General features: G+C 67.9%; 23 protein-coding genes. 8 read left to right on the forward strand and 15 right to left on the reverse strand.

Annotation, left to right across the window (positions count from 1 at the left end):
* Nucleotides 1-188 precede the first annotated feature (188 nt).
* Nucleotides 189-1,259, forward strand: a complete 1,071-nt coding sequence (locus H7F35_RS32815; protein WP_187110647.1) for an Ldh family oxidoreductase — start codon at nt 189-191, stop codon at nt 1,257-1,259.
* A 12-nt stretch (nt 1,260-1,271) separates the two neighbouring features.
* Here H7F35_RS32815 and H7F35_RS32820 read toward each other — a convergent pair whose 3' ends face one another.
* A complete protein-coding gene (locus H7F35_RS32820; RefSeq protein WP_187110648.1) occupies nt 1,272-1,595 on the reverse strand; it encodes a DUF6172 family protein in 324 nt (107 codons plus the stop codon).
* Between the two features lie 61 nt (nt 1,596-1,656).
* On the opposite strand from H7F35_RS32820, the gene H7F35_RS32825 reads away from it, so the two are divergent.
* On the forward strand, nt 1,657-1,884 hold the full coding sequence (locus H7F35_RS32825) for a hypothetical protein (protein ID WP_187110649.1): 228 nt from the start codon (nt 1,657-1,659) through the stop codon (nt 1,882-1,884).
* 4 nt (nt 1,885-1,888) lie between these two features.
* Here the strand turns inward: H7F35_RS32825 and H7F35_RS32830 are convergent, their stop codons facing one another.
* The gene (locus H7F35_RS32830) at nt 1,889-3,076 is read right to left on the reverse strand and encodes a PLP-dependent aminotransferase family protein (RefSeq protein ID WP_187110650.1); all 1,188 of its coding nucleotides are present in this window, start codon (nt 3,074-3,076) and stop codon (nt 1,889-1,891) included.
* A 142-nt stretch (nt 3,077-3,218) separates the two neighbouring features.
* Here H7F35_RS32830 and nth point away from each other — a divergent pair, with 142 nt between their 5' ends.
* Nucleotides 3,219-3,866 carry an endonuclease III gene (gene nth / locus H7F35_RS32835; RefSeq protein ID WP_187110651.1) on the forward strand — a complete coding sequence of 216 codons (648 nt, stop codon included), beginning with the start codon at nt 3,219-3,221 and terminating at the stop codon, nt 3,864-3,866.
* Between the two features lie 33 nt (nt 3,867-3,899).
* Nucleotides 3,900-4,757 carry an Ivy family c-type lysozyme inhibitor gene (locus H7F35_RS32840; protein WP_187110652.1) on the forward strand — a complete coding sequence of 286 codons (858 nt, stop codon included), beginning with the start codon at nt 3,900-3,902 and terminating at the stop codon, nt 4,755-4,757.
* 27 nt (nt 4,758-4,784) lie between these two features.
* On the opposite strand, the gene H7F35_RS32845 is transcribed toward H7F35_RS32840, so the two are convergent.
* Complete coding sequence (locus H7F35_RS32845) at nt 4,785-6,347, reverse strand: methyl-accepting chemotaxis protein (RefSeq protein WP_187110653.1); 1,563 nt, start codon at nt 6,345-6,347, stop codon at nt 4,785-4,787.
* A gap of 141 nt (nt 6,348-6,488) precedes the next feature.
* Between H7F35_RS32845 and H7F35_RS32850 the strand changes: the two genes are divergently transcribed.
* Nucleotides 6,489-9,257 carry a LuxR C-terminal-related transcriptional regulator gene (locus H7F35_RS32850; protein WP_187110654.1) on the forward strand — a complete coding sequence of 923 codons (2,769 nt, stop codon included), beginning with the start codon at nt 6,489-6,491 and terminating at the stop codon, nt 9,255-9,257.
* A 40-nt stretch (nt 9,258-9,297) separates the two neighbouring features.
* Here the strand turns inward: H7F35_RS32850 and H7F35_RS32855 are convergent, their stop codons facing one another.
* The 4 genes from H7F35_RS32855 to H7F35_RS32870 form a co-directional block, all read right to left on the reverse strand.
* Complete coding sequence (locus tag H7F35_RS32855) at nt 9,298-9,861, reverse strand: histidine phosphatase family protein (RefSeq protein ID WP_187110655.1); 564 nt, start codon at nt 9,859-9,861, stop codon at nt 9,298-9,300.
* Complete coding sequence (locus H7F35_RS32860; RefSeq protein ID WP_187110656.1) at nt 9,858-10,652, reverse strand: adenosylcobinamide-GDP ribazoletransferase; 795 nt, start codon at nt 10,650-10,652, stop codon at nt 9,858-9,860. Before H7F35_RS32860 ends, H7F35_RS32855 begins: the two co-directional genes overlap by 4 nt.
* A gap of 346 nt (nt 10,653-10,998) precedes the next feature.
* Nucleotides 10,999-12,045: a nicotinate-nucleotide--dimethylbenzimidazole phosphoribosyltransferase gene (gene cobT / locus H7F35_RS32865; RefSeq protein WP_187110657.1), complete on the reverse strand. Its 1,047-nt coding sequence runs from the start codon at nt 12,043-12,045 to the stop codon at nt 10,999-11,001.
* A complete protein-coding gene (locus H7F35_RS32870) occupies nt 12,042-13,502 on the reverse strand; it encodes a cobyric acid synthase (RefSeq protein ID WP_187110658.1) in 1,461 nt (486 codons plus the stop codon). Before H7F35_RS32870 ends, cobT begins: the two co-directional genes overlap by 4 nt.
* On the opposite strand from H7F35_RS32870, the gene H7F35_RS34985 reads away from it, so the two are divergent.
* A complete protein-coding gene (locus H7F35_RS34985; protein WP_261803455.1) occupies nt 13,462-13,851 on the forward strand; it encodes a hypothetical protein in 390 nt (129 codons plus the stop codon). The genes H7F35_RS32870 and H7F35_RS34985 overlap by 41 nt on opposite strands.
* A 69-nt stretch (nt 13,852-13,920) precedes the next feature.
* Here the strand turns inward: H7F35_RS34985 and H7F35_RS32880 are convergent, their stop codons facing one another.
* The 4 genes from H7F35_RS32880 to H7F35_RS32895 all read right to left on the reverse strand — a co-directional run bounded on the left by H7F35_RS32880 (nt 13,921) and on the right by H7F35_RS32895 (nt 21,037).
* Entirely contained in the window at nt 13,921-15,411 is a 1,491-nt protein-coding gene (locus H7F35_RS32880) for an efflux transporter outer membrane subunit (protein WP_187110659.1), read from the reverse strand.
* Nucleotides 15,412-15,435: 24 nt separating this feature from the next.
* The gene (locus H7F35_RS32885) at nt 15,436-18,711 is read right to left on the reverse strand and encodes an efflux RND transporter permease subunit (RefSeq protein ID WP_187110660.1); all 3,276 of its coding nucleotides are present in this window, start codon (nt 18,709-18,711) and stop codon (nt 15,436-15,438) included.
* Nucleotides 18,712-18,751: 40 nt separating this feature from the next.
* Complete coding sequence (locus H7F35_RS32890; protein WP_187110661.1) at nt 18,752-20,002, reverse strand: efflux RND transporter periplasmic adaptor subunit; 1,251 nt, start codon at nt 20,000-20,002, stop codon at nt 18,752-18,754.
* Nucleotides 20,003-20,152: 150 nt separating this feature from the next.
* A complete protein-coding gene (locus tag H7F35_RS32895) occupies nt 20,153-21,037 on the reverse strand; it encodes an alpha/beta hydrolase (RefSeq protein WP_187110662.1) in 885 nt (294 codons plus the stop codon).
* A 179-nt stretch (nt 21,038-21,216) separates the two neighbouring features.
* Here H7F35_RS32895 and H7F35_RS32900 point away from each other — a divergent pair, with 179 nt between their 5' ends.
* Both H7F35_RS32900 and H7F35_RS32905 read left to right on the forward strand, forming a co-directional pair.
* Complete coding sequence (locus H7F35_RS32900) at nt 21,217-22,131, forward strand: LysR family transcriptional regulator (RefSeq protein WP_187110663.1); 915 nt, start codon at nt 21,217-21,219, stop codon at nt 22,129-22,131.
* A gap of 155 nt (nt 22,132-22,286) precedes the next feature.
* Nucleotides 22,287-23,057 carry a flagellar brake protein gene (locus tag H7F35_RS32905; protein ID WP_187110664.1) on the forward strand — a complete coding sequence of 257 codons (771 nt, stop codon included), beginning with the start codon at nt 22,287-22,289 and terminating at the stop codon, nt 23,055-23,057.
* Nucleotides 23,058-23,081: 24 nt separating this feature from the next.
* Here H7F35_RS32905 and H7F35_RS32910 read toward each other — a convergent pair whose 3' ends face one another.
* The 4 genes from H7F35_RS32910 to H7F35_RS32925 are packed head-to-tail and all read right to left on the reverse strand — an operon-like array spanning nt 23,082 to nt 25,271.
* A complete protein-coding gene (locus H7F35_RS32910) occupies nt 23,082-23,546 on the reverse strand; it encodes an OsmC family protein (RefSeq protein ID WP_187110665.1) in 465 nt (154 codons plus the stop codon).
* 59 nt (nt 23,547-23,605) lie between these two features.
* Nucleotides 23,606-24,187: a GNAT family N-acetyltransferase gene (locus tag H7F35_RS32915; RefSeq protein WP_261803456.1), complete on the reverse strand. Its 582-nt coding sequence runs from the start codon at nt 24,185-24,187 to the stop codon at nt 23,606-23,608.
* Between the two features lie 5 nt (nt 24,188-24,192).
* A complete protein-coding gene (locus H7F35_RS32920; RefSeq protein ID WP_187110666.1) occupies nt 24,193-24,921 on the reverse strand; it encodes an LrgB family protein in 729 nt (242 codons plus the stop codon).
* A complete protein-coding gene (locus H7F35_RS32925) occupies nt 24,918-25,271 on the reverse strand; it encodes a CidA/LrgA family protein (protein ID WP_187110667.1) in 354 nt (117 codons plus the stop codon). Before H7F35_RS32925 ends, H7F35_RS32920 begins: the two co-directional genes overlap by 4 nt.
* Nucleotides 25,272-25,286 lie beyond the last annotated feature (15 nt).

Genomic DNA, 25,286 nt, shown 5'->3' on the forward strand with positions numbered 1-25,286 from the left:
GTTGATCGGCGATACACAAGCAGCGTGCCCAGGTGCGAATGACGTCAGGTGCTCCCCGCAGCGAAATAAAGGAGGAGCGAAGCGGGGGACATTCGCGGAGGGGAGCACCCGGTGTCATTCGCACCCGCCCTGAAAAACAGCTGCCCCGAACAAGAGCCCGGCACACAAGCCAAAAAGGAGACCACAACATGACCACAGCAACCGCCCCGCTCTACCGCGCCGACGCGCTCCGGGACTACGCCAGCGCCCTGCTGCAAAAGGCAGGACTCGCCGCATCGATGGCCGACAGCGTCGCGCGCACGCTGGTCGAAGGCGACCTGCTGGGCCACGACACGCACGGCCTGGCACTGCTGGCCGGCTACGTGAAGGAGATCGAATCGGGCGGCATGACCCGCGACGGCGCCCCCGAGATGCTGTCGGACCGCCCCGCCGCCGTGCTGTGGGACGGCAAGCGCCTGCCCGGCCCCTGGCTCATGGACCAGGGCATGGACCTGCTGATTCCGCGTGCGCGCGAACTCGGCACCGCCTCGCTGGTCATCCGCCGCAGCCACCACATCGCCTGCCTCGCGGTCTACATGCTGCGCGCGCTGCAGGAAGACATGCTGATGCTGCTGGCCTGCTCCGACCCCAACACCGCCAGCGTCGCGCCCTTCGGCGGCACGCAGGCGGTGTTCACGCCGAATCCGCTGGCCATGGGCTTTCCGCTGTCGCAGGGGGGCGTGATGGTCGATATTTCGGCCTCGATCACCACCAACGGCATGAGCAACCGCAAGCGCGCAGCCGGCGAGACCTTTGCCGAGGAATGGCTGATCGATGCGGCCGGCAAGCCGTCGAACAACCCGCAGGTGCTGTTCGACCAGCCACCCGGCACGCTGCTGCCGGTCGGCGGACTGAGCCACGGGCACAAGGGCTACGGGATGGCGCTGCTGGTGGAAACATTGACCGGTGGCCTGGCCGGCTTTGGCCGTGCGGACCCGCCAGAAGGCTGGGGAGCCACCGTGCACATCACGCTGCACGACCTGCATGCCTTCGGCGGCAAGGAAGCCTTCCTGCGCCAGATGGACCATGTGGCGGCCCAGTGCCGGGACAACACACCCGTCGACCCTGCAAAGCCGGTGCGGCTGCCGGGCGAAGGCGGTTTGAAGCGTCGGGAGGGGCAGTCGAAGAACGGGGTGCGGCTGCACCCGTCGATTGCGCGTTCGCTGCAGGAGGCGGAACAGCGCCACGGGCTGGCGCTGGCCCGCGCGCTGGTGATCTGATCTGAAGGCTGGTCAGTCTTCTTCGGGCGGCTCTTCCGCCCGTTCTCCGGGCTGGCGCGGCGCGCGCTTGCCGGGCTTGGCCACGACCTCTACGTAGAACTGCTTGCCGGCTTCCTTGACCACACCGTCGATCAGGCCGGTGATGGCGGAAAGGTGAACGACTTCGGCGGATTCTTCGGCCGCGCCGAACTTGCAATCGAAGTCCCAGAAGTCGGAACCTTCGGGCAGAACGCGCCGGCGCTCGCGCTTGATGTACTTGCGGATCTCGTGTTTGATGGCTTCAAGAAGCCGGTCGGGGTGCTTGCCCTCGACCTGGAGCTGAAAGGTTTTTCTCATGGGTGATCGTAACGCGCCGCGCTGTGTACAGTCGGCGGTTCAATTGAAAGCAGGTGAAGACATGGCGCGCGCAAACGACTGGGCAAGCAAGGTGATGGCATTGGTCAACGGGGGCAACGCCTCTGCAGCCATCGCGCAAATCAAGGTGGCGCCCTCGGTCAAGGACCTGAAGGCGCTGCAGACCATCATGACGCTGTCCAAGATGAAAGGCCGCTATCCGAACGTGGATGCGGCCGTTGCGGACAACCTCGACCTGCTGGCGGCGCCCCGCCTGCACCGCTCGCCCTGACGCTTTACAGCGCCTGACCGAGGCGCTTCACGCCTTCTTCGATCTTGGCCACGTCGGCCGTTGCAAAGCTCAGGCGCAGGGTCGACAGATCGGGGTTCTCCGCGAAGAACGGCGCGCCCGGCACGAAGGCCACCAGCTTCTCGATGGCGCGCTTGGCCAGTTCGTTGGCGTCGGCCAGCTTGCCGTTGGCACCCGTCAGGCGTGCCCAGAAGAACAAACCGCCGTTGGGCTGCGTGAAGCTCACCGCATCGCCCAGCTCGCGCTTGAGCGCCGCGCCCATGGCCTGTGCGCGCTGGCCGTACACCTCGCGCACATGCGCCAGCGTGGCGGGCATGCGGCCGCTCTTGAGGTACTGCGCGGCCGTGGCCTGCGAAAAGGTGCTCGTGTGCGCGTCGCTGAACTGCTTGCACATGGTGGCCTTGGCGAGCAGTTCGGCCGGCGCGATCATCCAGCCGATGCGCAGGCCGGGGCTGAGCACCTTGCTCAGGCTGCCGCAGTGCGCCAGCAGTTCGCGGCTGCCGGGCACGTCTTTGGCCAAAGCCATGATCGATGGCGGCGGGGCTTCGCCGAAGTAGAGATCGCCGTACGGGTCGTCTTCGACGATCAGCGTCTGGTACTTGACCGCCAGCTCCAGCACCTTCTTGCGGCGCTCCAGGCTCAGCGTGGCGCCGCTCGGGTTGCCGAAGGTCGGGATCAGGTAGACGAACTTGGGCTTGTGCTCGGCGATGAGCTTTTCGAGCTCGTCGGTCTTTACGCCATTGGCGTCGATGGGCGCGCTGATGAGCTGCGCGCCATACAGGCGAAAGCACTGAATGGTGGCCAGGAAGGTCGGGCCTTCGACGATCACCTTGTCGCCGGGCGAGATCATGGTCTTGCCCAGCAGGTCGAGCGCCTGCTGGCTGCCGGTGGTGACGATCAGGCCGCTCGGGTCGACATCGACGCCCTTGGTCTTCATGAAAGAACTGAGCTGCGTGCGCAGCGGCTCGTAGCCCTCGGTGGCGCCGTACTGCAGGGCGGCGCCGGGCTCTTCGGTCAGCGCCTTCTGGCTCGCTTCCCTGAGGCCCTCGACGTCGAACATGGCGCTGTCCGGGAAACCGCCCGCGAAACTGATGATGCCGGGCTTGCCCAGCAGCTTGAAGAGTTCGCGGATGGCGGAGGTTTCGACGTTGTCGAGGCGGGAGGCGAATTGCATGGTCAGTCTCACTTTCTGGGCGTCATTGTCGCGAAAGCAGCGGGCAATAAAGCTGCGTAAGGCCATCGGCTTTCAACGATATATTGCGCTACGGCCATCCTCCTGCGCGCAGCAGGCGGGCGTCGCGCCCCACAGAGCCCTCATGAAAAAAGACAACATTCCCCCTTTCTTCGCCATCCTGCAGGCGGCCAACCCCACGCCCGAGACCGAACTCGAATACAGCACGCCCTTCGAGCTGCTGGCCGCCGTGCTGCTCTCGGCCCAGGCCACCGACGTGGGCGTGAACAAGGCCACGCGCAAGCTTTACCCGGTAGCCAACACGCCGCAGGCCATCTACGACCTGGGCGTGGAAGGGCTGGAGGAGTACATCAAGACCATCGGCCTGTACCGCAGCAAGGCCAGGCACCTGATCGAGACCTGCCGCATGCTGATCGAGCTGCACGGCGGCGAAGTGCCGAGAACGCGCGCCGAACTCGAGGCGCTGCCCGGTGTCGGCCGAAAGACCGCCAACGTGGTGCTCAACGTGGCCTTCGGCGAAGCCACCATCGCGGTCGACACGCACATCTTTCGCATCGGCAACCGCACCGGGCTCGCACCGGGCAAGACGCCGCTGGAGGTGGAACTGAAGCTCGAGAAGCGCGTCCCACCCGAGTACCGGCTGCACGCGCACCACTGGCTGATCCTCCACGGGCGCTACATCTGCGTAGCGCGCAAGCCGCGCTGCTGGGAATGCGCGGTCGCCGCCTTCTGCGACTACAAGCCCAAGACGCCCGCGCCGAAAACGGCCTGAAGAACACCTCCGACACGCACACACAGACACCGAATGACAACGAAGAAGACCTCGTCCCGCGGCACCACGTTCCTCGCCGCGGCCCTGCTTGGCCTTGCGGCCTGCATGCCGGCCGTGTCGTGGTCGCAGGCCGCCTCGCCGGGCCTGCCGGCCGATGCCATGGCGCAGTACGGCGGCCGCTGGTCGACCGCCTGCGCCGATGCCGGCGCGCCCACGCTGCAGGTGCGCCAGGACATGCTGATCGCCGAAAGCGGCAAGCGCCGCGTCGTCGGCAACGCACCGCTGACGGCGCACAGCTTTTTCGGCAACCGCCCGCCGCCGGCGAATTTCGACCTGGCGTTGATAAGCAGCGTAGGCAAGGCCGGCGCAATGACCTTCCTCGTCTACCGCGACGTGCGCGGCCAGTTGATCATGCTGGACGCCGACAAGCCGGTTGCCGGCCAGCTCGGCCCTGAGTTGATGAAACAGCGCTACTGGCATTGCGACGGTGCCGCCCACGCCGCGACGCCGCCCACCGAGCCCCCGGCCGCCAAGCTGCCGCCGCCGCCCACCGGCAGCCCCGCCGCGCTGGCACAAGGCCCCGCCATGCAGAAAGCCTGGAGCACTGCGCTGGGCACGCGCGAAACCGACCGCTGGCTGGTGCGCCGCGAAGGCCCTTCGCCCGAGCCGCAATGGGTGACGGTCGATGGCACGCGCTACCTGCTGCATGCGTTCTGCAAGCCGCACGACTGCTACGACAACAACGCGATCGCCCTGTACGACCAGGGTTCGGGCCGCATCTACGGCCTGGTGCAGCGCAGCGGCAAGAACCGGCTGGTGGGCACGCCGCCCGCCGCGCTCGCACCCCAGCTCGACAAGCTCTGGCGCGAGCAGTGGCGTCAGAAGAACTGAGCAGCCGCCGCTTCGGGCCTGCCCTGGTCAGGCCAGCTTGAACATGCGCACCGCATGCACCAGCCCCGCCGCCTGATCGTTCATCGACTGCGCGGCGGCTGAGGCCTGCTCCACCAGCGCCGCGTTCTGCTGCGTGGTGCGGTCCATCTGCTTGATGGCGTCGTTGACCTGTTCGATGCCGGCCGACTGCTCCTGGCTGGCCGCGGTGATCTCGGCCATGATGTCCGTCACCCGGCGCACGCTGCCCATGATCTCTTCCATGGTCTTGCCGGCCTCGTTGACCAGCGTGCTGCCCGCGTCAACCTCGACCACCGAGTCGCCGATCAGCGTCTTGATTTCTTTCGCGGCCGCCGCCGAGCGCTGCGCCAGGTTGCGCACCTCCGACGCGACCACCGCGAAGCCCCGCCCCTGCTCGCCCGCGCGGGCCGCCTCCACCGCCGCGTTCAGCGCGAGGATGTTGGTCTGGAACGAAATGCCGTCGATCACGCCGATGATCTCCACCACCTTGCGCGACGACGCGTTGATGGACGCCATCTTCTCCACCACCTGGTCGACCACCGCGCCGCCGCGCGAGGCCACCTGCGAAGCCGAGTCGGCCAGCTGGTTGGCCAGCCGCGCGTTGTCGGCGTTCTGCTTGACGGTGGAGGTCAGCTCCTGCATCGACGCCGCCGTCTGCTCCAGCGAACTGGCCTGCGCCTCGGTGCGCGACGACAGGTCGCGGTTGCCCGACGCGATCTGGCTCGACGCGCTGGCAATCGAATCCGTGCCCTCGCGCACCTGGCCCACCACCTTGGCCAGCTCGTCGTTCATGGCGCGCAGCGCCCGCATCAGCATGCCCGACTCCGAGGTGTCGGCCACTTCGATGCGCGCCGTCAGGTCGCCCGACGCCACCTGCTGCGCCACCGTCACCGCCTGCCCGAGCGGGCGGGTGATGGAGCGCGTCATGCGAAACGCCAGCAGCAGTCCGCCGAGCAGCGATGCACAACTGATCGACAGGATGAGCCACTTGGCACGCTGGTAGGCCGCCTGGGCCGACGCCGAGCTTTCGTCGGCACTTTTCTTCAGCAGCGCCTGGAAGGCCGACACGTGCGCCAGCACCTGGTTCAGCAGCGGCATGCATTCCTGCGTCAGCGCCTTCACGGCCGCCTCGGTCTGATGCGACGTGGCGAGCGCCACGACGTTCCCGGCGATGGGCAGGTACTGCGCCTCGAGCGCGCGCAGCTTCTCCAGCATCCTGCGCTCTTCGGCGCTCGCGGAGACCGGGTCGGCCATGACTGTCGCGAGGCTCTGCAGCCCGCTGTCGATCTCGCGCTGCGAGGTCCCGACGAGTTCGACGTCGCCCTTCTGCGCGGCCGGGTCTTCCACCAGCGCCAGGTTGCGCGCCGCAATGGCGCGCTTGCCGATGGCCGACTGCACGTTGTTCAACTGGTCCAGCTTGCGCGCGCCCACCTCGGTCGCAAAGGCGATGCGGTCCGAAAGGTTCGCCATCTCGTGCAGGCCGATGCCCGTGATGACGAGCTGAAGCAGCAGCAACAACGCAAACCCCAGTCCCAGACGGGCTCCGATTTTGAGATTCGAAAGATCGAACATGCGGGGGACTCCAAAGTGTGGCGGGATCTTTTCGGTCATCGGCAGCGTTGCTGCGCGCCACCCCACCCGAGAAGGGTGGGATGGGCAAACCCTCGAACATGGGATGCGATTGGCGCGCGGGATGAATGAGAATTCGGGCAGATGCAACCTGCCTCTTCCCACGGAACACCGGCGCTGCGCACCCGAAGCCGCCGCCTGCTCGCGCGCCGGGGTTTGCTCGATCGGCTCACCGGCCCGAACGATCGCCGTTGCGTGGTTCTGCAGGCGCCTGCCGGCTTCGGCAAGAGCGCCCTTCTGCTCAGTTGGCAGCGCGAACTGGTCTCGGCAGACACCGACATCGCCTGGGTGCGGCTCGCGGACCTGGCCGAGGGCGACCTGCACTTCATGACCGCGCTCATGGCCGCCCTGGGCGACATCGACGCAGCCATCACCCGGCATGCCGTGGCGCACGCCCGGCCGGACGCCGACGCGATCGAGCGGCTGGTCATCGCGCTGGTGCGGGGCATTGGCGCGCGCGACCGCAAGCTCGTGCTGATCGTGGACGACGTGCACTGCGCGCAGAGCGGCAATGTGCTGCACGCCCTGCAACTGCTCGTGGAGTACGCGCCGCCGAACCTGCTGTGCGTGTTCGCCAGCCAGGACGACCTGCCCATGACCCTGGCGCACGCCCCCGCCTCGAAGACGGTGCTGGAGCTGCGCAACGACGACCTGCGCTTCAGCCTGCCGGAGTCGATCGCCTACCTCGGCATGCGATTGCCCGACCTCGACGCGCGCGCCGCCGCCGCGATCCACCGGCTGACCGAAGGCTGGCCGGCGCTGCTGCGGCTGGCGAGCGTCGATGTGCGCCGTCGCCGGCGCGGCGTGCGTTCGCCGCTGGCCCACGGCGTGCCCGACCCCGAGCCGTTTGCCGCGTACTTTCACGCCCATGTGTTCCCGCGCCTGTCCGCGACGCAACTGCGCCTGCTCACCTGCTGCGCCCCGCCCACCCGCTTCAGCGCGCCGCTGTGCGCCGACCTCGCGGGCGCCGGCGTCACCTCGGCGATGTGCGCCGCGCTGCTCGAACCGCTGACGCGCGAAGGCCTGCTGTCCGCAGTACCGCAGACGCCGGCCACGGGCGGCGAGCGCTGGTGGCAACTGCACCCGCTGCTGCGCAGCGTGCTGCTGTCGCACTTCGCAGCATGGCCCGAGGCCGAGCGCCTGAAGCTGCACGCCACGGCCTGCCAGTCGTTCGCGGTTCGCGGCATGCATCACCAGGCCGTGCGGCACGCGCTGGCCGCCGGCGACCGCAACACGGCCGCCCGGCTGGTCGAGCACGGCGCGGTGACGCTGTTCGTCAAGGGCGGAATCGCCGAGATGATCGCGCTGGTGCGCCAGCTCGACCCTGCCGCGATCGGCGACAACATCCATCTCGGTCTCTGGATGGCCTGGGTCGAACTGGCCGACTACCGGCTCGACGACTGCGCCCGCAGCATCGAACGGCTGCGCGCGGCGCCCGGGCGCCTCGATCTGGCCATGCGCTACCGGCTCACGCTGCTCGGCTGCCTGCTGGCCATCCGCAGCGACGACAACGGCGCGGTTTCCCGGCTGCTGCCGGAACTGCTGACACCGCCGGCGGCCGCCGACGACTTCGCCCTGGCCGGGCGGCGCAACGTCCTGACCTGGCTGTACCTTCACACCGGCGAGTTCGAGCAGGCGCGGCGCATCCAGCGCGATGAGGCGCTGCCCCGGGTCGACGGCGAACCGGTCATCGGCACGATTTTCGGTTCGCTGGTGGGCCAGTGCCTGGTCGGGCTCTCGTTCGCCATCGAAGGCCAGATCCACCGCGCGGAGCGCGTCTACCGCCAGGTGCTGCGCGAGGCACAGGAGCGCGGTGCGCACTGCGCCGAAGCGGCGCGGCTGACGGCGCAACTGCTCGTCGAGGTGCTGTACGAACAACACGGCCCGCTGGTGGCCACGCGCTTCATCCAGGAGCAGTTGGGCACGCACGACGGCCTGATCCCCGACACCACGCTGCGGATGATCCTGGTGTCGAACCGGGCGCAGCAAGCGGCCGGCAGGTGGCCCGAGGCCCTGGCCCATCTTGCCGACCTGACGCAGGCCGGCGGCCTGCTGCAGCGTTTTCACATGGACCGCGCACTGGCCTGCGTGCTGCTGGAGCAACTCCGGATTCAGTTGAAAAGCGGCGATGCCGATGCGGCACGTGCAACGCTGCAGGAGATGGAGGCGCTGCAGGCCCGCCACCCGGACGCCGAAGCCGGCATCCTGCGGCGGGTGGCCGACGTCGGGGAGCGCGCGCGCATTCACCTGGCGATGCACGACGGCGAACTGCCGCTTGCGCTGGCCAAGATCGAAACCCTGGTGACGCGCTACGGACAGCGCGGCCAGGTCGGCATCGTGACCACCCTGCTGCTGCAGGCGGCCGAGGTCGAGCGCAGGCTCGGCCGCACCGAGGCATCGAGGGCCCGCGTGTGCGCGGCCCTGCGCCTGGGCCACCGGCTCGGCCTGATGCAGACCTTGCTGAGCGCGCACGACAACGCCCTGCCGCTGATCCGCACGGCGGCCACAATCCCCAAGCTCGACCCTGTGCTGGCGTTCTTCATCGAGCGCATCGAAGCGCTGGCGCAATCGCAGCGCGACGAACAGGCCGAGCCGCCGCCCACCCAGCGCTTTCGCGACGACCAGCGCCTGAGCCACTTGCTCACGCTGCGCGAAGCCGAGATCGCCGAGCTGCTGCAGCAGTCGCTGCCGAACAAGAAGATCGCGCTGACGCTCGGGCTGTCGCTCGACACGGTCAAGTGGCACCTCAAGAACATCTACATGAAGCTGGACGCGCACGGGCGCAGAGCGGTCGCCGCGCGCATGCGACGCGAACTTGAACTGGCGCACGACGAGGGCGGCAGCGGCAAGTAGCCGCGGCCGGTTTCAGGCCTCAGGTGTCAGGTGTCAGGTGTCAGGCGCCCGGCGTATCGCCGAAAGTCAGCCAGCCGCCGAACGGCATGTCGCCCGCAGGCCAGTCGGCAGCGGTTTCGACACAACGAACACCACGCTGCAACAGCGACACCGCGCGCAACACGCCGGCATGCGTGACCCACAGCGCATCGCCTTTCGCTGCCTGCCATTCGTCGTGCACGGCGGCCACGCGCTGCATGAAAACGCGCACGCTTTCGCCATGAGAACCAGCGGGCGAATCGGCGAAATCGGCAGTCCAGGCCTCGAAGTCTTCGCGCGGGATCGCGGACCATGGGCGCCCTTCCCAGGCGCCGAAGTTCATCTCGGCCAAGCGCGCGTCGTGGCGCAGTTGCAGATCCGGGCGCAGGGCCACGATGGCATTGGCCAGCGCGACACAACGCCGCAGCGGCGAACTCAGCAGCACGATGCCGGTCGGCAGCAGGGGCGCGATGCGCTGCGCCGCGGCCAGCGTGGCGTCCGCATGGGCTTCGAGGTCCGTCGCGCCGTAGCAAAGCCCGGCTTCGGCCACCACGGGCGCATGGCGCTGGAGCCAGAGCGTGCTCATGCGTGCCAGGCCAGCGCGAGGTAGATCGCGAGTTCGCAGACCTGCTGCGTCGCGCCCAGGCCGTCGCCGGTAAAACCCTGCAGGCGCCGCATGAACAGCCGCGCCATCCAACCCGCAGCCAGAGCTGCAATCACCAGTGCCGCGGCCACGTGAACAGCGTCATGCGCGCACAGCAGCAGCGCCACCGCGGGAATCGACCACAGCACGGCGATCGCCAGCGCGCCACGGCTGATCGCATCGGCCAGCGGCTTGGCCTTGCTCGCGCCGCTGTCGCCCACGTAGGGCAGCCAGCGGATCAGGAACAGCGGCATCAGCCGCGACAGCACATGCGCGCCGACGATGGCGACGGCCACCGCCTGCAGCCCGCGCGTCGCCAGCGTGGCGAGCAGTGCGAACTTCAGGCCCAGCGCCAGCACCAGCGCCGCTGTGCCGAAGGCGCCGATGCGCGAGTCCTTCATGATTTCCAGTGCACGGTCGCGGTTGGCGGAGCCGCCGAGGCCGTCGGCCACATCGGCGAGGCCGTCCTCATGGAAGGCACCTGTGAGCATCACCGTGGCGACGGTGCTCAATACGGCCGCGACCAGCGCCCCTGCGACGCCGGCCAGCCCCATGCCCACGCCGACGAAAACCGCCGCTGCTACCCCGCCGACCAACCATCCGATGCCCGGCAGATGGGCCGCGCTCGCACGCAGCATCTGCGGGCTGAAGCCGACCCAGGCTGCGAGCGCGCCCGTCATCGGCACCCTTGTGAAGAACTGCAGCGCCAGCAGGAAGTGACGAACGCCGTTCATCGTTTCTGTCGCTCCATGCGCGTTGTGGTTGGATGGGTTCGGGGACATTCGGGGCGGGTGCGAATGACACCGGGTGCTCCCCTCCGCGAATGTCCCCCGCTTCGCTCCTCCTTTATTTCGCTGCGGGGAGCACCCGGTGTCATTCGCACAGGACGCGCTGCTGGTGTCCCGCCGATCAACCACCGCTCTGTCCAGCGCTCGCGCCGATACGGGGCTCTTTTTCGCGAAATAAAGGAGGAGCGAAGCGGGGGACATTCGCGAAAAAGAGCACCGTGTCGGCGTGAGCGACGCCCTGAACAGCAGCAGCGCATAGAACGAAAAAAGCGGTGAACAGAAAAGCCAGCCGTCATGCCTTGCGCGACACACCCGCCGCCTCGAAGCTAGCCATCTCGCGCAGGATCAGACATGCGGACTCGAGCAACGGCCAAGCCAACGCACCGCCCGAGCCTTCGCCCAGGCGCAGATCGAGGCTCAGCAGCGGCTCCAGGCCCAGCCACTCCAGCAGCAGCAGGTGCCCCGGCTCCGCCGAACAATGCGCCGCCACGCAGCGCTGCGCCACGAAGGGCTGCAGCGCCTGCGCCACCATCACGGCCGCGCTGGCGATGAAGCCGTCGACCACGATCACACGCCGCTCCTGCGCCGCCTGCAACACCGCCCCCACCAGCGTGGCGATCTCGAAGCCACCGAAAGCGGCCAGCGCGTCCAGCGGCGCGGTCGCCGATGCATGCAACGCCAGAACCTGCCGCAGCACCTCGCGCTTGCGCGCCAGGCCCGCCGCGTCGAGACCGGTGCCAATGCCGATGCAGTCGTTGATGTTCAAACCACCCAGCCGCGACAGCAGCAGCGCCGCCGACGAACTGTTGCCGATGCCCATTTCGCCCAGCAGCAAGGCGTTGCCCGGCAGCGCGCGCACCACCTCGCGGCCGTTGGCGATGGCCTGGGCGCATTGCTCGGGCGTCATCGCCGGGCCGGTGGAGGCATCGGCCGTGCCCGCGGCAATCCGCCGCTGCACCAGCCCCGGCCGGGGCTGGAAGTCGCGCCCCACGCCGCAATCGACCACCGTCAGCGCCAGCCCATGCTGGCGCGCCAGCACGCTGACGGCCGCACCGCCTGCCAGGAAGTTCTCGACCATCTGCCAGGTCACGTCGCTCGGAAATGCCGACACGCCGCGCGCCGCCAGCCCGTGGTCGCCCGCGCACACCAGCATCTGCGGCGCCTTGAACTCGGGCGTTTCGGTGCCCAGGATCAGGCCGATGCGCAGCGCCAGGCCCTCGATCCGGCCGAGCGCGCCCAGCGGCTTGGTCTTGTTGTCGAGCGCGCTTTGCAGCCGGGCCGCGAGCGCAGTGTCGACGAGGTCGGGAATGGTGGGAATCAGGTCGTTGTTGTCGTTCATGCAATCAGTCCGGCCAGCACGCCGGCGTCGAAGTGGGTATCGATGAAATCGGCCAGGCCGTCGAAGGTGGCATCGAGCGTGGGGGCGGTGGCGCCGAACAGGGCCTGCAGCGCGCCAGCATCCTCGAACAGGCCGTGCAGGTAAAGGCCCAGCACGTTGCCGCGTGTGTTCTGCCAGGCCAGCCCCTCAGGCATGACGGGGCGGCCGTCATTCGCCATCTGCGGGTGTGCGGCCGTTTGGCCGTGGTGAATTTCGTAGCCCGCCACCGACGCACCGGACAGCGCGGCCCAGTCGCCGGTCAGCTCGCCGAAGGTGGCGCTGCGGTGGCGCACGGTTTTCTCGCGCTCGAACACCGTCACCAGCGGCAGCAGGCCGAGCCCCGGGGCGTTGCCGTCGATGCCGTGGGGGTCGACCAGCGCCTCGCCCAGCATCTGCAGCCCGCCGCAAATGCCCAGCACCGCGCCGCCGCGCCCGGCATGCTGGGCCACCGCGCGGTCCAGCCCCTGCGCGCGCAGCCAGGCCAGGTCGCCGCTGGTGTGCTTGGAGCCGGGCAGCACGATCCAGTCCGCACCGGCCACGTCAGCCGGCGTGCGGGCCCAGACCAGGCGCACGCCGGGCACGTTCTTCAGGGCCTGGAATTCGTCGAGGTTGCTGATGCGCGGATAGGCCACCACTGCCACGGTGCGGGTGACGGCGCCGCTGGCGCGGCTGCGGTCGTCGAATACGCCGTCTTCTTCGGGCAGGCCGTGCTGCCACCACATCGGCAGCGTGGCGACGGTGGGCACGCCGGTCAGTTCCTGCAGTTGCTGCGGCGCGGGCGCCAGCAGCGAGGCGTCGCCGCGAAACTTGTTGAGCACGAAACCTTTGAGCAGCGCCCTGTCCGCCTCAGGCAGCAACGCCCAGGTGCCGTACAGGTGCGCAAAGGCGCCGCCACGGTCGATGTCGGTCGCCAGCAGGCAACGGGCCTTAGCGTGCCGGGCAATGCGCATGTTGACGATGTCGCTGGCCATCAGGTTGATTTCGGCCGGCGAGCCCGCGCCTTCGATCACCACCACGTCGTTTTCGGCGCGCAGCTCGTCGAGCGCCTGCGCGATCTGGGGCCAGACGCGCTCGCTGCGGCCGCGCCAGGGCAAGGCCGAAAGCGCCTCGCTCACCTGCCCCATCAGCACGACCTGGCTGTGGGTGTCGCGCTCGGGCTTGAGCAGCAGCGGGTTCATGCGCACCTCGGGCACGGCGTTGGCCGCCAGGGCCTGGAAATACTGGGCGCTGCCGATCTCGCCGCCATCGACCACGCGGGCGTTGTTGCTCATGTTCTGCGCCTTGAAGGGCGCCACCTTCAGACCCTGCCGGGCGTACCAGCGGCACAGGGCCGTGGCCAGCCAGCTCTTGCCGGCACCGCTGGTGGTGCCCAGGACCATGACGCAACGCGCCGGCCCGTTCTTCGCCTTTGAACTCATCGGCGAATTGTCGTTGAGCGCCGCGGCGGCGCCCGGCCGGCACCGGGGAACGCCATCGTTGAATCCAAACTCATCTTTGGCACGTACACCCGCCATCACCACGCATTGCAACCACGGACCCATGCCTGCCTTGAACGATCTGGCACTTGCCGTCGAGGAACGCGAACCGGGCCAGTTCTTCTGGACCCTGCTCGAAGCCCACCACGGCAGCGATGTCTCGGAAACACTCGACTACCGGGTCTACCGCTGCGCGGCCGGCCCGCAGACCAGCTATTCCAACGCCCTGACGATGGGCGTGCTGGAACTGAAAAAAATAAGCGCCGCCGCAGATTCAGCCGGCAACGACTGAATCTGCGGCGGCGCAAAAGGCCGCATTGCTGCGGCTTTCAGGCTTTCACTCTGAAACTCTGGCGTTCCTTCAGCGGGCGGCAACCGCCTGCGCCGCTGCCGCAGCAGGCGCCGAAGCCACCGCCGCCGGCGCTTCCCAGCCGCCGCCGATGGCGCGGATCAACCCGACCGCCGCCTGGTATTGCGCCGACTTCACCTGCAGCGCCTGGCGGCGGTTGCGCAGTTCGCTGCGGCGGGCATCTAGCAGATCGAGCTGGCTGATGTAGCCGTTGCGATAGCGCGTGTCCGACAGGCTGGTGGCGCGCGTGGCCGAGGTCACGGCCTGCGCCTGCACCACCGACTGCTCCTGCAGGATGCGGATGGCGGCCAGTTGGTCTTCGACCTCCTGGAAGGCCACCAGCACCTGCGAGCGGTAGCTGGCGAGCGCGCCATCGAGCTGCGCATTGGCACCCTGCACGCCCGCTTCGCGGCGGCCACCGTCGAAGATCGGCAGCGACAGCAGCGCACCCACGCCCCACGAGCGGGCCGACCACTTGAACAGGTCGCCGATCTCGGGCGAGGCATAGCCGGCAGCGCCGGTGAGCGAGATGTCCGGGAACCACGCGGCCTGTGCCACGCCGACACGGGCCTGCGCGGCCAGCACCGCGCTCTGCGCGGCCGACACGTCGGGCCGGCGCGTCAGCACCGTGGCGGGCACGCCCGGCGGAATGGACGGCAGCACCGTGGCCCATGCGTCGGTGCGCAGGCCGAAGCTGGAGGCCGAATCGCCCACCAGCACCGCGAGCGCATGCTCCACCTGGGCGCGTTGGCGGTCGAGCGCCAGTGCGTCGGATTCGGTGGACGACACCTCGGTCTGCACCCGCGCCACGTCCAGCTCGGCAATGTCGCCGGCCGCCTGGCGGCGCTGCGTCAGGCGCAGCGTGTCGCGGTAGGCCTCGACCGTTTCGCGCACCAGGGCGCGTTCGGCGTCGAGCGCGCGCAGTTGCAGGTAGGTCTGGGCCACCTCGGCCTGTACCGCGAGCCGCGTGCTTTGCAGCAGTGCCTCGCGGCCGGCCGCGTCGAGCTTGGCCGCATTGCTGGCGCCCGAGAGGCGGCCGAACAGGTCCAGCTCATAAGAGAAGCTGGCGCCGGCGTTGGTCATGGTTGCCGGCCGGGTGCTGGCCGTGGCCTTGTCCAGGCCCGCACCACGGTTGGCACCGGCGTTCAGGCCGATCTGCGGCAGGCGGTCGGCATTGGCGCTGCGCGCCAGCGCGCGGGCCTCGGCCAGCCGCGCGGCCGCGGCCTGGATGTTGTTGTTGTTGACGTCGGCCTTCTCGACCAGCGCATTGAGCACCGGGTCGTTGAACGCCAGCCACCAGGCACCGCGTGCCTGTGCCTCGGAAGGCACGGCCCGCGTGAAGCCGGTGGGCGGCGTGGGGCCCTGCTCCTTGAACTGCGCCGTGGTCGTGATTTCAGGCACGCCCGAAGGCACGGTGGCACAGCCGGCCAGCACCAGGGCGGCCATCAGTGGCAGCAAGGCGGTGCGCAGGGGCTTCACCAAAGGTTGCATTGAGAATTTCATGATTCGCTTTCTTCTCGTTCTCGATCAGTCATGCGAGCCGTGCGAGGGGCGCGGCGAGGCAGGCACCGGGTGCAGGCTGCCACCGCCCGAGCCACCATGCGACGGCGTCGCTGGATGGTCGGCCGACACGAAGTCGTCGCCATGCGGCACTTCGCCGTGCAGCTTGAGTGGCCGGTTGCCCGCCAGGCGGCGCAGCAGCACATAGAACACCGGCGTCAGGAACAGGCCGAAGGCCGTCACGCCGATCATTCCGGCGAACACCGCCACGCCCATGGCCTTGCGCATCTCCGAGCCCGCGCCGGTCGACAGCACGAGGGGCAGCACACCCATCACGAAGGCCAGCGAGGTCATGAGAATCGGGCGCAGGCGCAGGCGGCTGGCTTCGATCGCGGCTTGCACGGGTGTGCGTCCGGCGAACTCCAGTTCCCGTGCGAACTCCACGATAAGAATCGCGTTCTTCGCACTCAGCCCCACCAGCACGATCAGCCCGATCTGCGTGAAGACGTTGTTGTCACCCCCCGATATCCACACGCCCGCCATCGCAGCCATGATGCCCATGGGCACGATCAAGATGATCGCGATCGGCAGCGTCAGGCTTTCGTATTGCGCGGCCAGCACCAGGAACACCAGCAGGATGGCCAGCGGGAACACCAGGAAGGCGGAGTTGCCGGCCAGGATTTCCTGGTAGGTCAGCTCGGTCCACTCGAAGCTCACGCCCTTGGGCAGCGTCTCGGCCGCGATCTTGGTGATCGCGTCCTGCGCCTGGCCCGACGAATAGCCGGGTGCCGGGCCGCCGTTGATGTCCGCAGCCAGGTAGCCGTTGTAGCGCATGGCGCGTTCCGGCCCGAAGGTCGAATTGACTTTCATCAGCGCGGACAGCGGCACCATCTCGCCACTCGTGGAGCGCACCTTCAGCAAGCCCACGTCTTCGGCACGGGCGCGGTAAGGCGCATCGGCCTGGACGCGCACGCTGTACGTGCGGCCAAACTTGTTGAAGTCGTTCGCGTACAGGCTACCGAGGTAGATCTGCATGGTGTCGAAGATGTCCGTCACCGGCACGCCGAGCTGGCGGGCCTTGGTGCGGTCGATGTCCGCATAGAGCTGCGGCACGTTGACCTGCCAGCTCGTGAACATGCCGGCCAGCTCGGGCGCGGCCTGTGCCTTGGCCATGAAGGCCTTCACTGCCTGGTCCATCTGGTCGTAGCCGACCGAGGCGCGGTCTTCCAGTTGCAGCTTGAAGCCACCCGTGGTGCCCAAGCCCGCCACCGGTGGCGGCGGGAACATCACGATGAAGGCGTCCTGGATGCTGGAGAAGGCACCGTTGAGCTGGCCGGCCACCGCACCACCGCTCTGGTCGTCGCGCTTGCGCTGGTCGAAGGGCTTGAGCGTGGCGAACACGATGCCCGAGTTCGAGCTGTTGGTGAAGCCGTTGATCGACAGGCCCGGGAAGGCAATGGCGTCTTCCACGTTCGGGTTCTTCTTCATGATGTCGCCCATGCGCTGGATCACCTCTTCGGTGCGGTCCAGGGTGGCGCCATCGGGCAGTTGGGCAAAGCCGATCAGGTATTGCTTGTCCTGCGCCGGCACGAAGCCGCCGGGCACTGCCTTGAACAGACCGAAGGTCACGGCGACGAGCGCCACGTAGATCACCAGCATCAGCGCCTTGCGCGAGATGACGCGCTTCACGCCGCCGCTGTAGGCCTCGGAGCCGCGATGGAACAGCTTGTTGAAGCCACGGAACAGCCAGCCGAAGGCCTTGTCCATGCCGCGCGTCAGCGCGTCCTTGGGCTGGTCGTGGCCGCGCAGCAGCAGTGCGGCGAGCGCGGGCGACAGCGTGAGCGAGTTGATGGCCGAGATCACCGTCGAGATCGCGATGGTCACCGCGAACTGGCGGTAGAACTGGCCCGTGAGACCGCTGATGAAAGCCAGCGGAACGAACACGGCCACCAGCACCAGCGCGATCGCGATGATGGGTCCGGACACTTCACGCATCGCACGGTAGGTCGCTTCGCGCGGCGTGAGCCCCGCCTCGATGTTGCGCTCGACGTTCTCCACCACCACGATGGCGTCGTCCACCACGATGCCGATGGCCAGCACCAGCCCGAACAGGCTCAGCGCGTTGATCGAGAAACCGAGGATGTGCAGCACCGCGAAAGTGCCGATCACCGACACCGGCACGGCCAGCAGCGGAATGATCGACGCGCGCCACGTCTGCAGGAACAGGATGACCACGAGCACCACCAGCATGATGGCTTCGAGCAGCGTGTGGATCACCGATTCGATGGACGCACGCACGAACTGCGTCGGGTCATAGGCGATACGGTATTCCAGGCCTTCGGGCATGTTCTTGTTCAGCTCTTCCATCGTCTTGCGGACGTTGGACGAGATGTCGAGCGCATTGGAGCCCGGTGCCTGGAACACGCCCATGCCGACGGCCGGGTCGTTGTTCAGCAGCGAACGCAGCGAGTAGTCGGCGGCGCCCATTTCGAGGCGGCCGATGTCGCGAAGACGCGTGACGGCGCCGTCGGTGCCGCTCTTGACGATGATGTCGCCGAACTCTTCTTCGCTCTGCAGGCGCCCTTGCGCATTGATCGAGAGCTGCATGTCCACACCCGACAGGCCCGGCGAAGCGCCGACCACGCCGGCCGCGGCCTGCACGTTCTGGCCGCGAATCGCAGCCACCACGTCGGAGGCCGAGAGGCCGCGCTGCGCGACCTTCTGCGGGTCGAGCCAGACGCGCATCGAGTAGTCGCCGCCGCCGAAGATCTGCACCTGGCCCACGCCTTCGATGCGTGCCAGCGGGTCCTTCACGTTCAGCACTGCGTAGTTGCGCAGGTAGTTGATGTCGTAGCGGTTGTTCGGCGAAACGAGGTGAACCACCATCGTCAGGTCGGGTGCGCTCTTGACGGTCGTGATGCCCAGGCGCCGCACTTCCTCGGGCAGGCGCGGCTCGGCTTGCGAGACGCGGTTCTGCACGAGTTGCTGTGCCTTGTCGGGATCGGTGCCCAGGCGGAACGTGACGGTGAGCGTGAGCACGCCGTCGGTGGTGGCCTGGCTGCCCATGTAGAGCATGCCTTCGACGCCGTTGATCTGCTCTTCGAGCGGCGTGGCAACGGTTTCGGCAATCACCTTCGGATTGGCACCGGGGTACTGGGCGCGCACCACCACCGAAGGCGGCGCGACTTCCGGGTACTCCGAGATCGGCAGCCCACGCAGCGCGATCAGGCCGGCTATCAGCATCAATAGCGACAGCACGCCGGCAAAGATCGGCCGGTCGATGAAGAATTTAGAGAGATTCATGTTGGTTCTCCGGCGAGCGCTGGTGCGCTCCCCTCCGGTTTCAGGACTTCGCGGCCTCGGCCACGCGTTCCGGTTGTTGTTGCTTGCTGTCCGCCTTCGCGTCCATGGTCACGGTCTGCGGCGCCACCAGCGCACCCGGGCGGATGTGCTGCAGGCCGTTGACCACGATGCGGTCGCCCGCCTTCAGGCCCTTGCTCACGACGCGCAGGCCGTTGATGGAAGCGCCCAGCGCCACTTCGCGATAGACGGCCTTGTTGTCGTCACCCACGACCATCACGAACTTCTTGTTCTGGTCGGTGCCGATGGCGCGTTCGCTCACCAGCAAGGCGGTGTCGTTGCGCGCCTGGCCCATGCGGATGCGGGCGAACTGGCCGGGGATGAGCGAGCCGTCCTTGTTGTCGAACGAGGCCCGCACGCGCACCGTGCCGCTCTTGGCATCGACCTGGTTGTCGATCAGTTGCAGCTTGCCGGTGAAGGGCGTGCCGTCCAGGCCGGCGGTGCCCATCTGCACGGGAATGGTGTCGATCTGGCCGCGCGCGCTGGAGCCGCTCGGCAGGTCTTTCAGGGCCCGCGTGATGACTTGCTCGTCAGCGTCGAAGCTCGCGTAGATCGGGCTCACCGACACCAGCGTGGTCAGCACCGGCGCGCCGGGACCGGCCGCCACCAGGTTGCCCACTGTCACTTCGAGCTTGCCGATGCGGCCGGACACGGGTGCCCGCACCTGGGTGTAGCCCAGGCTCAGGCGCGCGGTCTGCAGCGAGGCTTGCGCGGCGCGCAGGTTGGCTTCGGCTTCGCGGCCGGCGTTGGCGCGCTCGTCGTACTCGCGCTGTGCAATGGCCTGCTCGTCCCACAGGCGCTTGGCGCGTTCCTGCTCGCTGCGGCTGAACGACTGGCGGGCCTGCGCCGACGCCACCTGCGCTTCGGCACGCTCGACTTCGGCCGCGTACGGCGCGGGGTCGATGGTGATGAGCAACTCGCCCTGCTTCACCAACGCGCCTTCGCGGAAGTGCACCGACTGCACGGCCCCCGCCACGCGAGATCGCACATCGACGCGCTCGACGGCTTCGAGCCGGCCCGAGAACTCGTCCCAGGCATTGATCTCGCTCGACGCCACGGTGGCGACCGACACCGGCGTGCCCTGCTGCGCAGCGACCGGTGCCGTGGCCTCGGCCTTGAAGCTGTGCATGCCCAGCACGGCGGCCGCCACGGCCAGCAGTGCGGTCACGCCCGTGACAGCGGGCCAGAGGCCCTTGCGGGCAACGGAAGAGAGCTTTTGCTTGTTGTTCGACATGATGGTTCGTCCTTCTCGATGACTTTTTGGATGCAACAGGCCACCCCGGCGCTTTTCGGCACCGGGAGGCGGATTTCGGAAAAAAAAGGGCCCTCGCACGCTGCCGCGTTGGCAGCGTGTCGATCAGGCAGCCTGGCCGGCTGGAACTAGCTAGCTGGGGTGGTTGGGTGCCGCGGGCGGCGGCGTGGTCGCACTGAAGAACTCACGGAAGTGCTGCTGCACGGTGGCTTCACAGGCCACGCAGGCGTTGCTCTCGGTGTCGTACAGCGCCTTCGGCCAATCCCTGGCACTGGGCAACACGCTGCTCGTGACCTCGATACCGGCGGCGCGCAGGCGGCCGGCGAAGGTCAGCGCCTCGTCGCGCATGGCGTCGTCGGCACCGACCAGCACCAGTGCGGGCGCCAGGGCCGACAGCCGCAGCGATCCGCTCGGCACGGCATAGGGGTGCGTGGCGTTCGAGGGGCAGCTCAGGTACTTCTCCCAGCCCGTGGCCCAGCGGCATTCGGCCGCATCGTTGGTGGCCTTGCGCAGCGAGGCCGTGCCGGCGCACGGATCGAGCATGGGCGACAGCAGGATCTGGCCCGCCACCGGTGGATGCGCCCTGTCGCGCGCAATCAGCGCCACCGCAGCGGCCAGGTTGCCACCAGCCTCTTCGCCGGCCAGGTACACCTGCGCACCCTTGCCGCCGAGCTTGACGCGTTGCTTGTAGAGCCATTCGAGGGCGGCATAGCCCACTTCGATGGGCTCAGGGAACGGCGACTCCGGTGCCAGCGGATACGCCAGCGAAACAACCACCGCGCCCGAACCGGCCAGCAGCCGTGCCACGTTGCGCCCGTTGTCCAGGTTGCCGCAAATGAAGGTGCCACCATGGAAGTGCAGCACCAGCGGCGCCGTTTCACCCTTCGCGCGCTGCCCGTACACACGGGCACCGACCGGCGCGCGGCCTGGCAGCTCGATCGAAAGATCGGCTTCCACGCCTTGTGCCGCTGCGAGAGCAGCAGCTTCGGCGGAGCGGGACGATGGAGCGGGTGACATGGGCGACCTCGGGGGAATGGGCGATGAGTGAAATATAAGGCGCCCTATGTGACGTTAAACAGGGAACATGCCCCTACTCTGTTTCCAAACGGCTAACAATCGGCCCGCCGTGGGGATTACCCGCATGTGTGAGAATCCGCTCCCCCGGTGTGGGCCGGGTCTCCCAGAACAGGCATTCAATGGATCAAATCCAGGCCATGCGGATCTTTGTCCGCGTCGTGGAAGCCGGCACATTCACCCGGGCTGCCGACTCGCTCGCCCTGCCCAAGGGCACCGTCACCAAGCAGATCCAGGCGCTCGAATCGCGCCTGCGCGTGAAGCTGCTCAACCGCACGACGCGCCGCGTCACGGTCACGCCCGACGGCGCGGCCTACTTCGAGCGGGCGGCGCGCCTGCTGAACGACTTCGACGACATGGAAGCCAGCATGACGAATGCGCAGGCCAGCCCCACGGGGCGGTTGCGCATCGACGTGGGCACCTCGGTGGCGCAGCAGATCATCCTGCCCGCCCTGGCCACCTTCTGCGACCGCTACCCCGACATCCAGGTCGACCTGGGCGTGAGCGACCGCACGGTGGACCTGATCAGCGACAACGTCGACTGCGTGATCCGCGCCGGCGAACTCAGCGACCAGTCGCTGGTGGCGCGCCGCATCGGCACGCTGCACTTCGTCACCGTGGCGTCACCGGCGTACATCAAGCGCTATGGCGCGCCGCAGCACCCGAACGACATCGAGAAGCGCCACAGCGTGGTGAGCTACTTCTCGGGCACCACCCGGCGCGTGTACCCGCACGAGTTCCACAAGGGCGACGAGCGCATCGAACTGAACGGCCCCTACCGCGTGTCGGTCAACGAAAGCAACGCCCACATGGCGGCGGTGCTCGGCGGCTTCGGCATTTCGCAGTGCATCACCTTCATGGCCGATCCGCTGCTGGAAAGCGGCGCGCTGGTCGAGGTGCTGTCCGACTGGACCCGCGACCCCTTGCCGATCCACGTGGTCTACCCGCCCAACCGCCACCTGAGCGCCAAGGTGCGGGCCTTCGTGGACTGGGCCGCCGAGCTGTTTGCCAAGAATCCGCGGCTGCAGCGCCGCTGACAGCTCGCAGAGGTTGCCTGCCGGGGCGGGTGTTGCCCATCGCCGGTCTTGGCGTCTGCAGCAAATGTTTCACTGCAGGCACCTAAACTCCGGCCGGCGCATGCCGCGGCTTCACTGAAGACCGCACCTACAAGAACATACATTCCGGCAACCTCATGGACAACCAGTCGAACGGCCAGGCCGACGCCCCCGACCAGACGCACACCCCGCCAGACGAAAGCGCGAGCGAATTCGGCCGCCGAAACCCGATAGAGATCGGCGCCCGGCTGCGCAACCTCGCCAGCGGCAGCGATTTCCTCAGCGTTCAATTCGCAGGCGGCCAACTCGTGACGCAGCTTCTGGACGTGGATGCGCGCACGCGCACCTTCATCTTCGATTGGGGCGCGTCGCCCGAGCAGAACAGGGGCCTGCTGGCCGCGCCGCGCTGCCATTTCAGCGCCCAGCCGGACGGCGTGCGCATCGAATTCGCCACCACCTCGCCGCGTGAGACCCGCTACGAGGGACTGCCCGCGTTCGAGGTCAACTTTCCCGAGGTGTTGTTCTATCTGCAACGCCGAATGCACTTCCGCGTCGATACACCGATTCTCGATTCGTACACGTGCACGGGCTCTTTGCCCAAAGGCGATGCGTTCCGCTTCGAGGTGCACGACCTGTCGCTCGGCGGCGTCGGCATGCGCACCACAGACGAACGCGTGGCCGAACTGCCGATCGGCACGCACCTGCGCAATTGCGAACTGTCGCTCGGCACGCTCGGGCGGCTCTCGCTCGACCTGGAACTCGTGTCGCACCGCCCCACCGCACTGCCGAACGGCACGCGGCGCCATCAACTGGGTTTCCGTTTTCTGGTGCTGCCGGGCAGCGTTGAAAACCGGCTGCAGCGCCTGATCACGCAGCTCGAAATGAAGAGCAACGCCCTGGTGCGCTGACGTGGTGCGGGCCAGGGCCTGAAGTCAGTACACCGGCTCGCAGCGCACCTCGGTCTTGACCGAATTGGCGATGAAGCATTCATCGTGCGCCCGGTGGTGCATCTGGTCGATCTGCTCGTGCGTCGGAATGTTCTCGCCGGAGAACGTCACCTGCGGCCGCAGCGTGACCACCGTCATCGCCGTCTTGCCTTCGGCGTTCTTCTCCATCACGCCGATGGCCGCATCGAAGTAGCGGTCGACGATGAACTTGCGCTTCACCGCCATCGTGAGAAACCACAGCATGTGGCAGTTCGACAGCGAGGCGACGAACATCTCTTCCGGATCGACGGCCGATGCATCGGACATCGGCAGCGGCACCACATGCGGCGACGAAGAGCCCGGCACTTCCGCGCCGCCGTCGAAGCGCAGCGAATGCCTGCGGCTGTAGGTGTTGCCGAGAAAATCCTGCTCGCCTCGCTGCCAGAGGATTTCTGCGGTGTACTGGGCCATGGGGTGTGCTCCGGCGTGTATTGCAAGAGCGCAATTTTGCGCCACGGCAGCGGCCGGCTTCAGAGGTCGATGCGGTAGCGAAACTTGGTCAGGCTGCCCTGGCTCGGCAAGGTGATGAAGGTCTCGACCATCACGCCGCCGTTGGCCACGATCACCTTCTGCGATGCAAAGTTGTCGAGGCTGGTCGTGACCTCGACCCATTCAAGGCCTTCCCCGGCCGCCAGCATCAGCATGCCGCCGAGTGCGCGCGTCGCATAGCCCTTGCGCTGCTTCCAGGGCACCACGCTGTAGCCGATGTGGCCCAGGCAGTAGGCGGGCAAGGCCTGGGTACCCGGTTGCCAGCGCAGGTCGATGCTGCCGCAGAACTCGCCGTCCCACATCCAGCACTTGTAGCCGGGCAGGCGCGGCACCTGCGAGCCGTCGGGCATGGTGACGGGCGGGCCCTTCGCCTCGCGGTCCACCAGGCTTGCAAGGAACTGGGCGGCATCGGTTTCGATCTGCGCGCGTTCTTCGGAGCCCGAGCCGGGGCGCGTCTCGTCCCGTGCCCAGCCCCGGTTCAGCGCAGACACATAGCTGTCGAGGCCCGCCTTCGAGGGCCAGACCAGTTCCATCGGACGGGGAGCGGTATCGGGGCGCGCCATCTTCTTCAGACGCCCAGCAGCTTGACGAGCAGCGGCACCAGCAAGGCCGTCGCGATGCCGTTCAGCCCCATGGCCAGCGCGGAGAACGCACCCGCCGTTTCATTCACCTGGATGGCGCGCGCCGTGCCGATGCCATGCGCGGCCATGCCGACCGCGAAGCCGCGCACCGCCGGCTCCTTGATACGCAACAGGTTCAGCAGACCGGTCGCCATGATCGCGCCCGAGATGCCCGCGATGGCGGCAGCCACGGCCGCGAGCGACGGCAGCCCGCCGATCTTCTCGGCCACGCCCATCGCGATGGGCATGGTGGCCGACTTGGGCGCGAGCGACATGATCAGCTCGTGCGAGCCGCCCAGCACCCACGCAATGCCGATGGCCGACACGATGGCCGCCACCGAGCCCACCAGCAGCGCCACGCCGATCGGCAGCCACAGCCGCCGCAGCCGGCCGACCTGGCTGTAGAGCGGCACCGCCAGTGCCACGGTGGCCGGGCCGATGAGGAAGTGCACGAACTTCGCGCCCTCGAAATAGGTGTCATAGGGCGTGCGCGTGACGAGCAGCACGCCCACGATGACGATGACCGACACCAGCACCGGATTGACCACCGGGTTGCGCCCGCTGCGGGTGTGCAGCCACAGCGCGCCCAGGTAGGCCAGCAGCGTGAGCGACAGCCACAGCAGCGGCGACTGGGCAAGGAACACCCAGATCTCGGAGAGCTTGGCAGGCGCGGTCATTCAGCGTCCTTGCCGGTGATGCGGATCATCCAGCGGAACGTGAGCGCGGTCACGGTCATGGTGAAGGCAGCGCCAACGATGCCGGCCGCCAGAAACGGCAGCCACTCGCGCCCCACCCGCTCGAAATGCAGCATGACGCCCGTCACCGCCGGGATGAACAGCAGCATCAGGTTGCGCAGCAGATGGCCCGAGGTGTCGGTCAGCGTCTGCGGCACGCCACCGCGCACCAGCAGCCCGACGAACAGCAGCAGCATGCCGATCAACGGACCGGGGATCGGCAGGCTGAGCCACTGCACCAGCAATTCGCCGGCCAGTTGGCAAAGAAAGAGCGTGGTGATGGCGTAGAGCATGGCGTTGTTGTCGGG

Origin of the sequence: Variovorax sp. PAMC26660, from assembly GCF_014302995.1 — a bacterium.
Taxonomy (GTDB): Bacteria; Pseudomonadota; Gammaproteobacteria; order Burkholderiales; family Burkholderiaceae_C; genus Variovorax.

Coding starts and splice junctions, on each gene's coding strand:
- H7F35_RS32815 (WP_187110647.1), top strand. CDS start 189: ATGACCACAGCAACCGCCCCGCTCTACCGCGCCGACGCGCTCCGGGAC.
- H7F35_RS32820 (WP_187110648.1), bottom strand. CDS start 1,595: ATGAGAAAAACCTTTCAGCTCCAGGTCGAGGGCAAGCACCCCGACCGG.
- H7F35_RS32825 (WP_187110649.1), top strand. CDS start 1,657: ATGGCGCGCGCAAACGACTGGGCAAGCAAGGTGATGGCATTGGTCAAC.
- H7F35_RS32830 (WP_187110650.1), bottom strand. CDS start 3,076: ATGCAATTCGCCTCCCGCCTCGACAACGTCGAAACCTCCGCCATCCGC.
- nth (WP_187110651.1), top strand. CDS start 3,219: ATGAAAAAAGACAACATTCCCCCTTTCTTCGCCATCCTGCAGGCGGCC.
- H7F35_RS32840 (WP_187110652.1), top strand. CDS start 3,900: ATGACAACGAAGAAGACCTCGTCCCGCGGCACCACGTTCCTCGCCGCG.
- H7F35_RS32845 (WP_187110653.1), bottom strand. CDS start 6,347: ATGTTCGATCTTTCGAATCTCAAAATCGGAGCCCGTCTGGGACTGGGG.
- H7F35_RS32850 (WP_187110654.1), top strand. CDS start 6,489: ATGCAACCTGCCTCTTCCCACGGAACACCGGCGCTGCGCACCCGAAGC.
- H7F35_RS32855 (WP_187110655.1), bottom strand. CDS start 9,861: ATGAGCACGCTCTGGCTCCAGCGCCATGCGCCCGTGGTGGCCGAAGCC.
- H7F35_RS32860 (WP_187110656.1), bottom strand. CDS start 10,652: ATGAACGGCGTTCGTCACTTCCTGCTGGCGCTGCAGTTCTTCACAAGG.
- cobT (WP_187110657.1), bottom strand. CDS start 12,045: ATGAACGACAACAACGACCTGATTCCCACCATTCCCGACCTCGTCGAC.
- H7F35_RS34985 (WP_261803455.1), top strand. CDS start 13,462: ATGACGCAACGCGCCGGCCCGTTCTTCGCCTTTGAACTCATCGGCGAA.
- H7F35_RS32870 (WP_187110658.1), bottom strand. CDS start 13,502: ATGAGTTCAAAGGCGAAGAACGGGCCGGCGCGTTGCGTCATGGTCCTG.
- H7F35_RS32880 (WP_187110659.1), bottom strand. CDS start 15,411: ATGAAATTCTCAATGCAACCTTTGGTGAAGCCCCTGCGCACCGCCTTG.
- H7F35_RS32885 (WP_187110660.1), bottom strand. CDS start 18,711: ATGAATCTCTCTAAATTCTTCATCGACCGGCCGATCTTTGCCGGCGTG.
- H7F35_RS32890 (WP_187110661.1), bottom strand. CDS start 20,002: ATGTCGAACAACAAGCAAAAGCTCTCTTCCGTTGCCCGCAAGGGCCTC.
- H7F35_RS32895 (WP_187110662.1), bottom strand. CDS start 21,037: ATGTCACCCGCTCCATCGTCCCGCTCCGCCGAAGCTGCTGCTCTCGCA.
- H7F35_RS32900 (WP_187110663.1), top strand. CDS start 21,217: ATGGATCAAATCCAGGCCATGCGGATCTTTGTCCGCGTCGTGGAAGCC.
- H7F35_RS32905 (WP_187110664.1), top strand. CDS start 22,287: ATGGACAACCAGTCGAACGGCCAGGCCGACGCCCCCGACCAGACGCAC.
- H7F35_RS32910 (WP_187110665.1), bottom strand. CDS start 23,546: ATGGCCCAGTACACCGCAGAAATCCTCTGGCAGCGAGGCGAGCAGGAT.
- H7F35_RS32915 (WP_261803456.1), bottom strand. CDS start 24,187: ATGGCGCGCCCCGATACCGCTCCCCGTCCGATGGAACTGGTCTGGCCC.
- H7F35_RS32920 (WP_187110666.1), bottom strand. CDS start 24,921: ATGACCGCGCCTGCCAAGCTCTCCGAGATCTGGGTGTTCCTTGCCCAG.
- H7F35_RS32925 (WP_187110667.1), bottom strand. CDS start 25,271: ATGCTCTACGCCATCACCACGCTCTTTCTTTGCCAACTGGCCGGCGAA.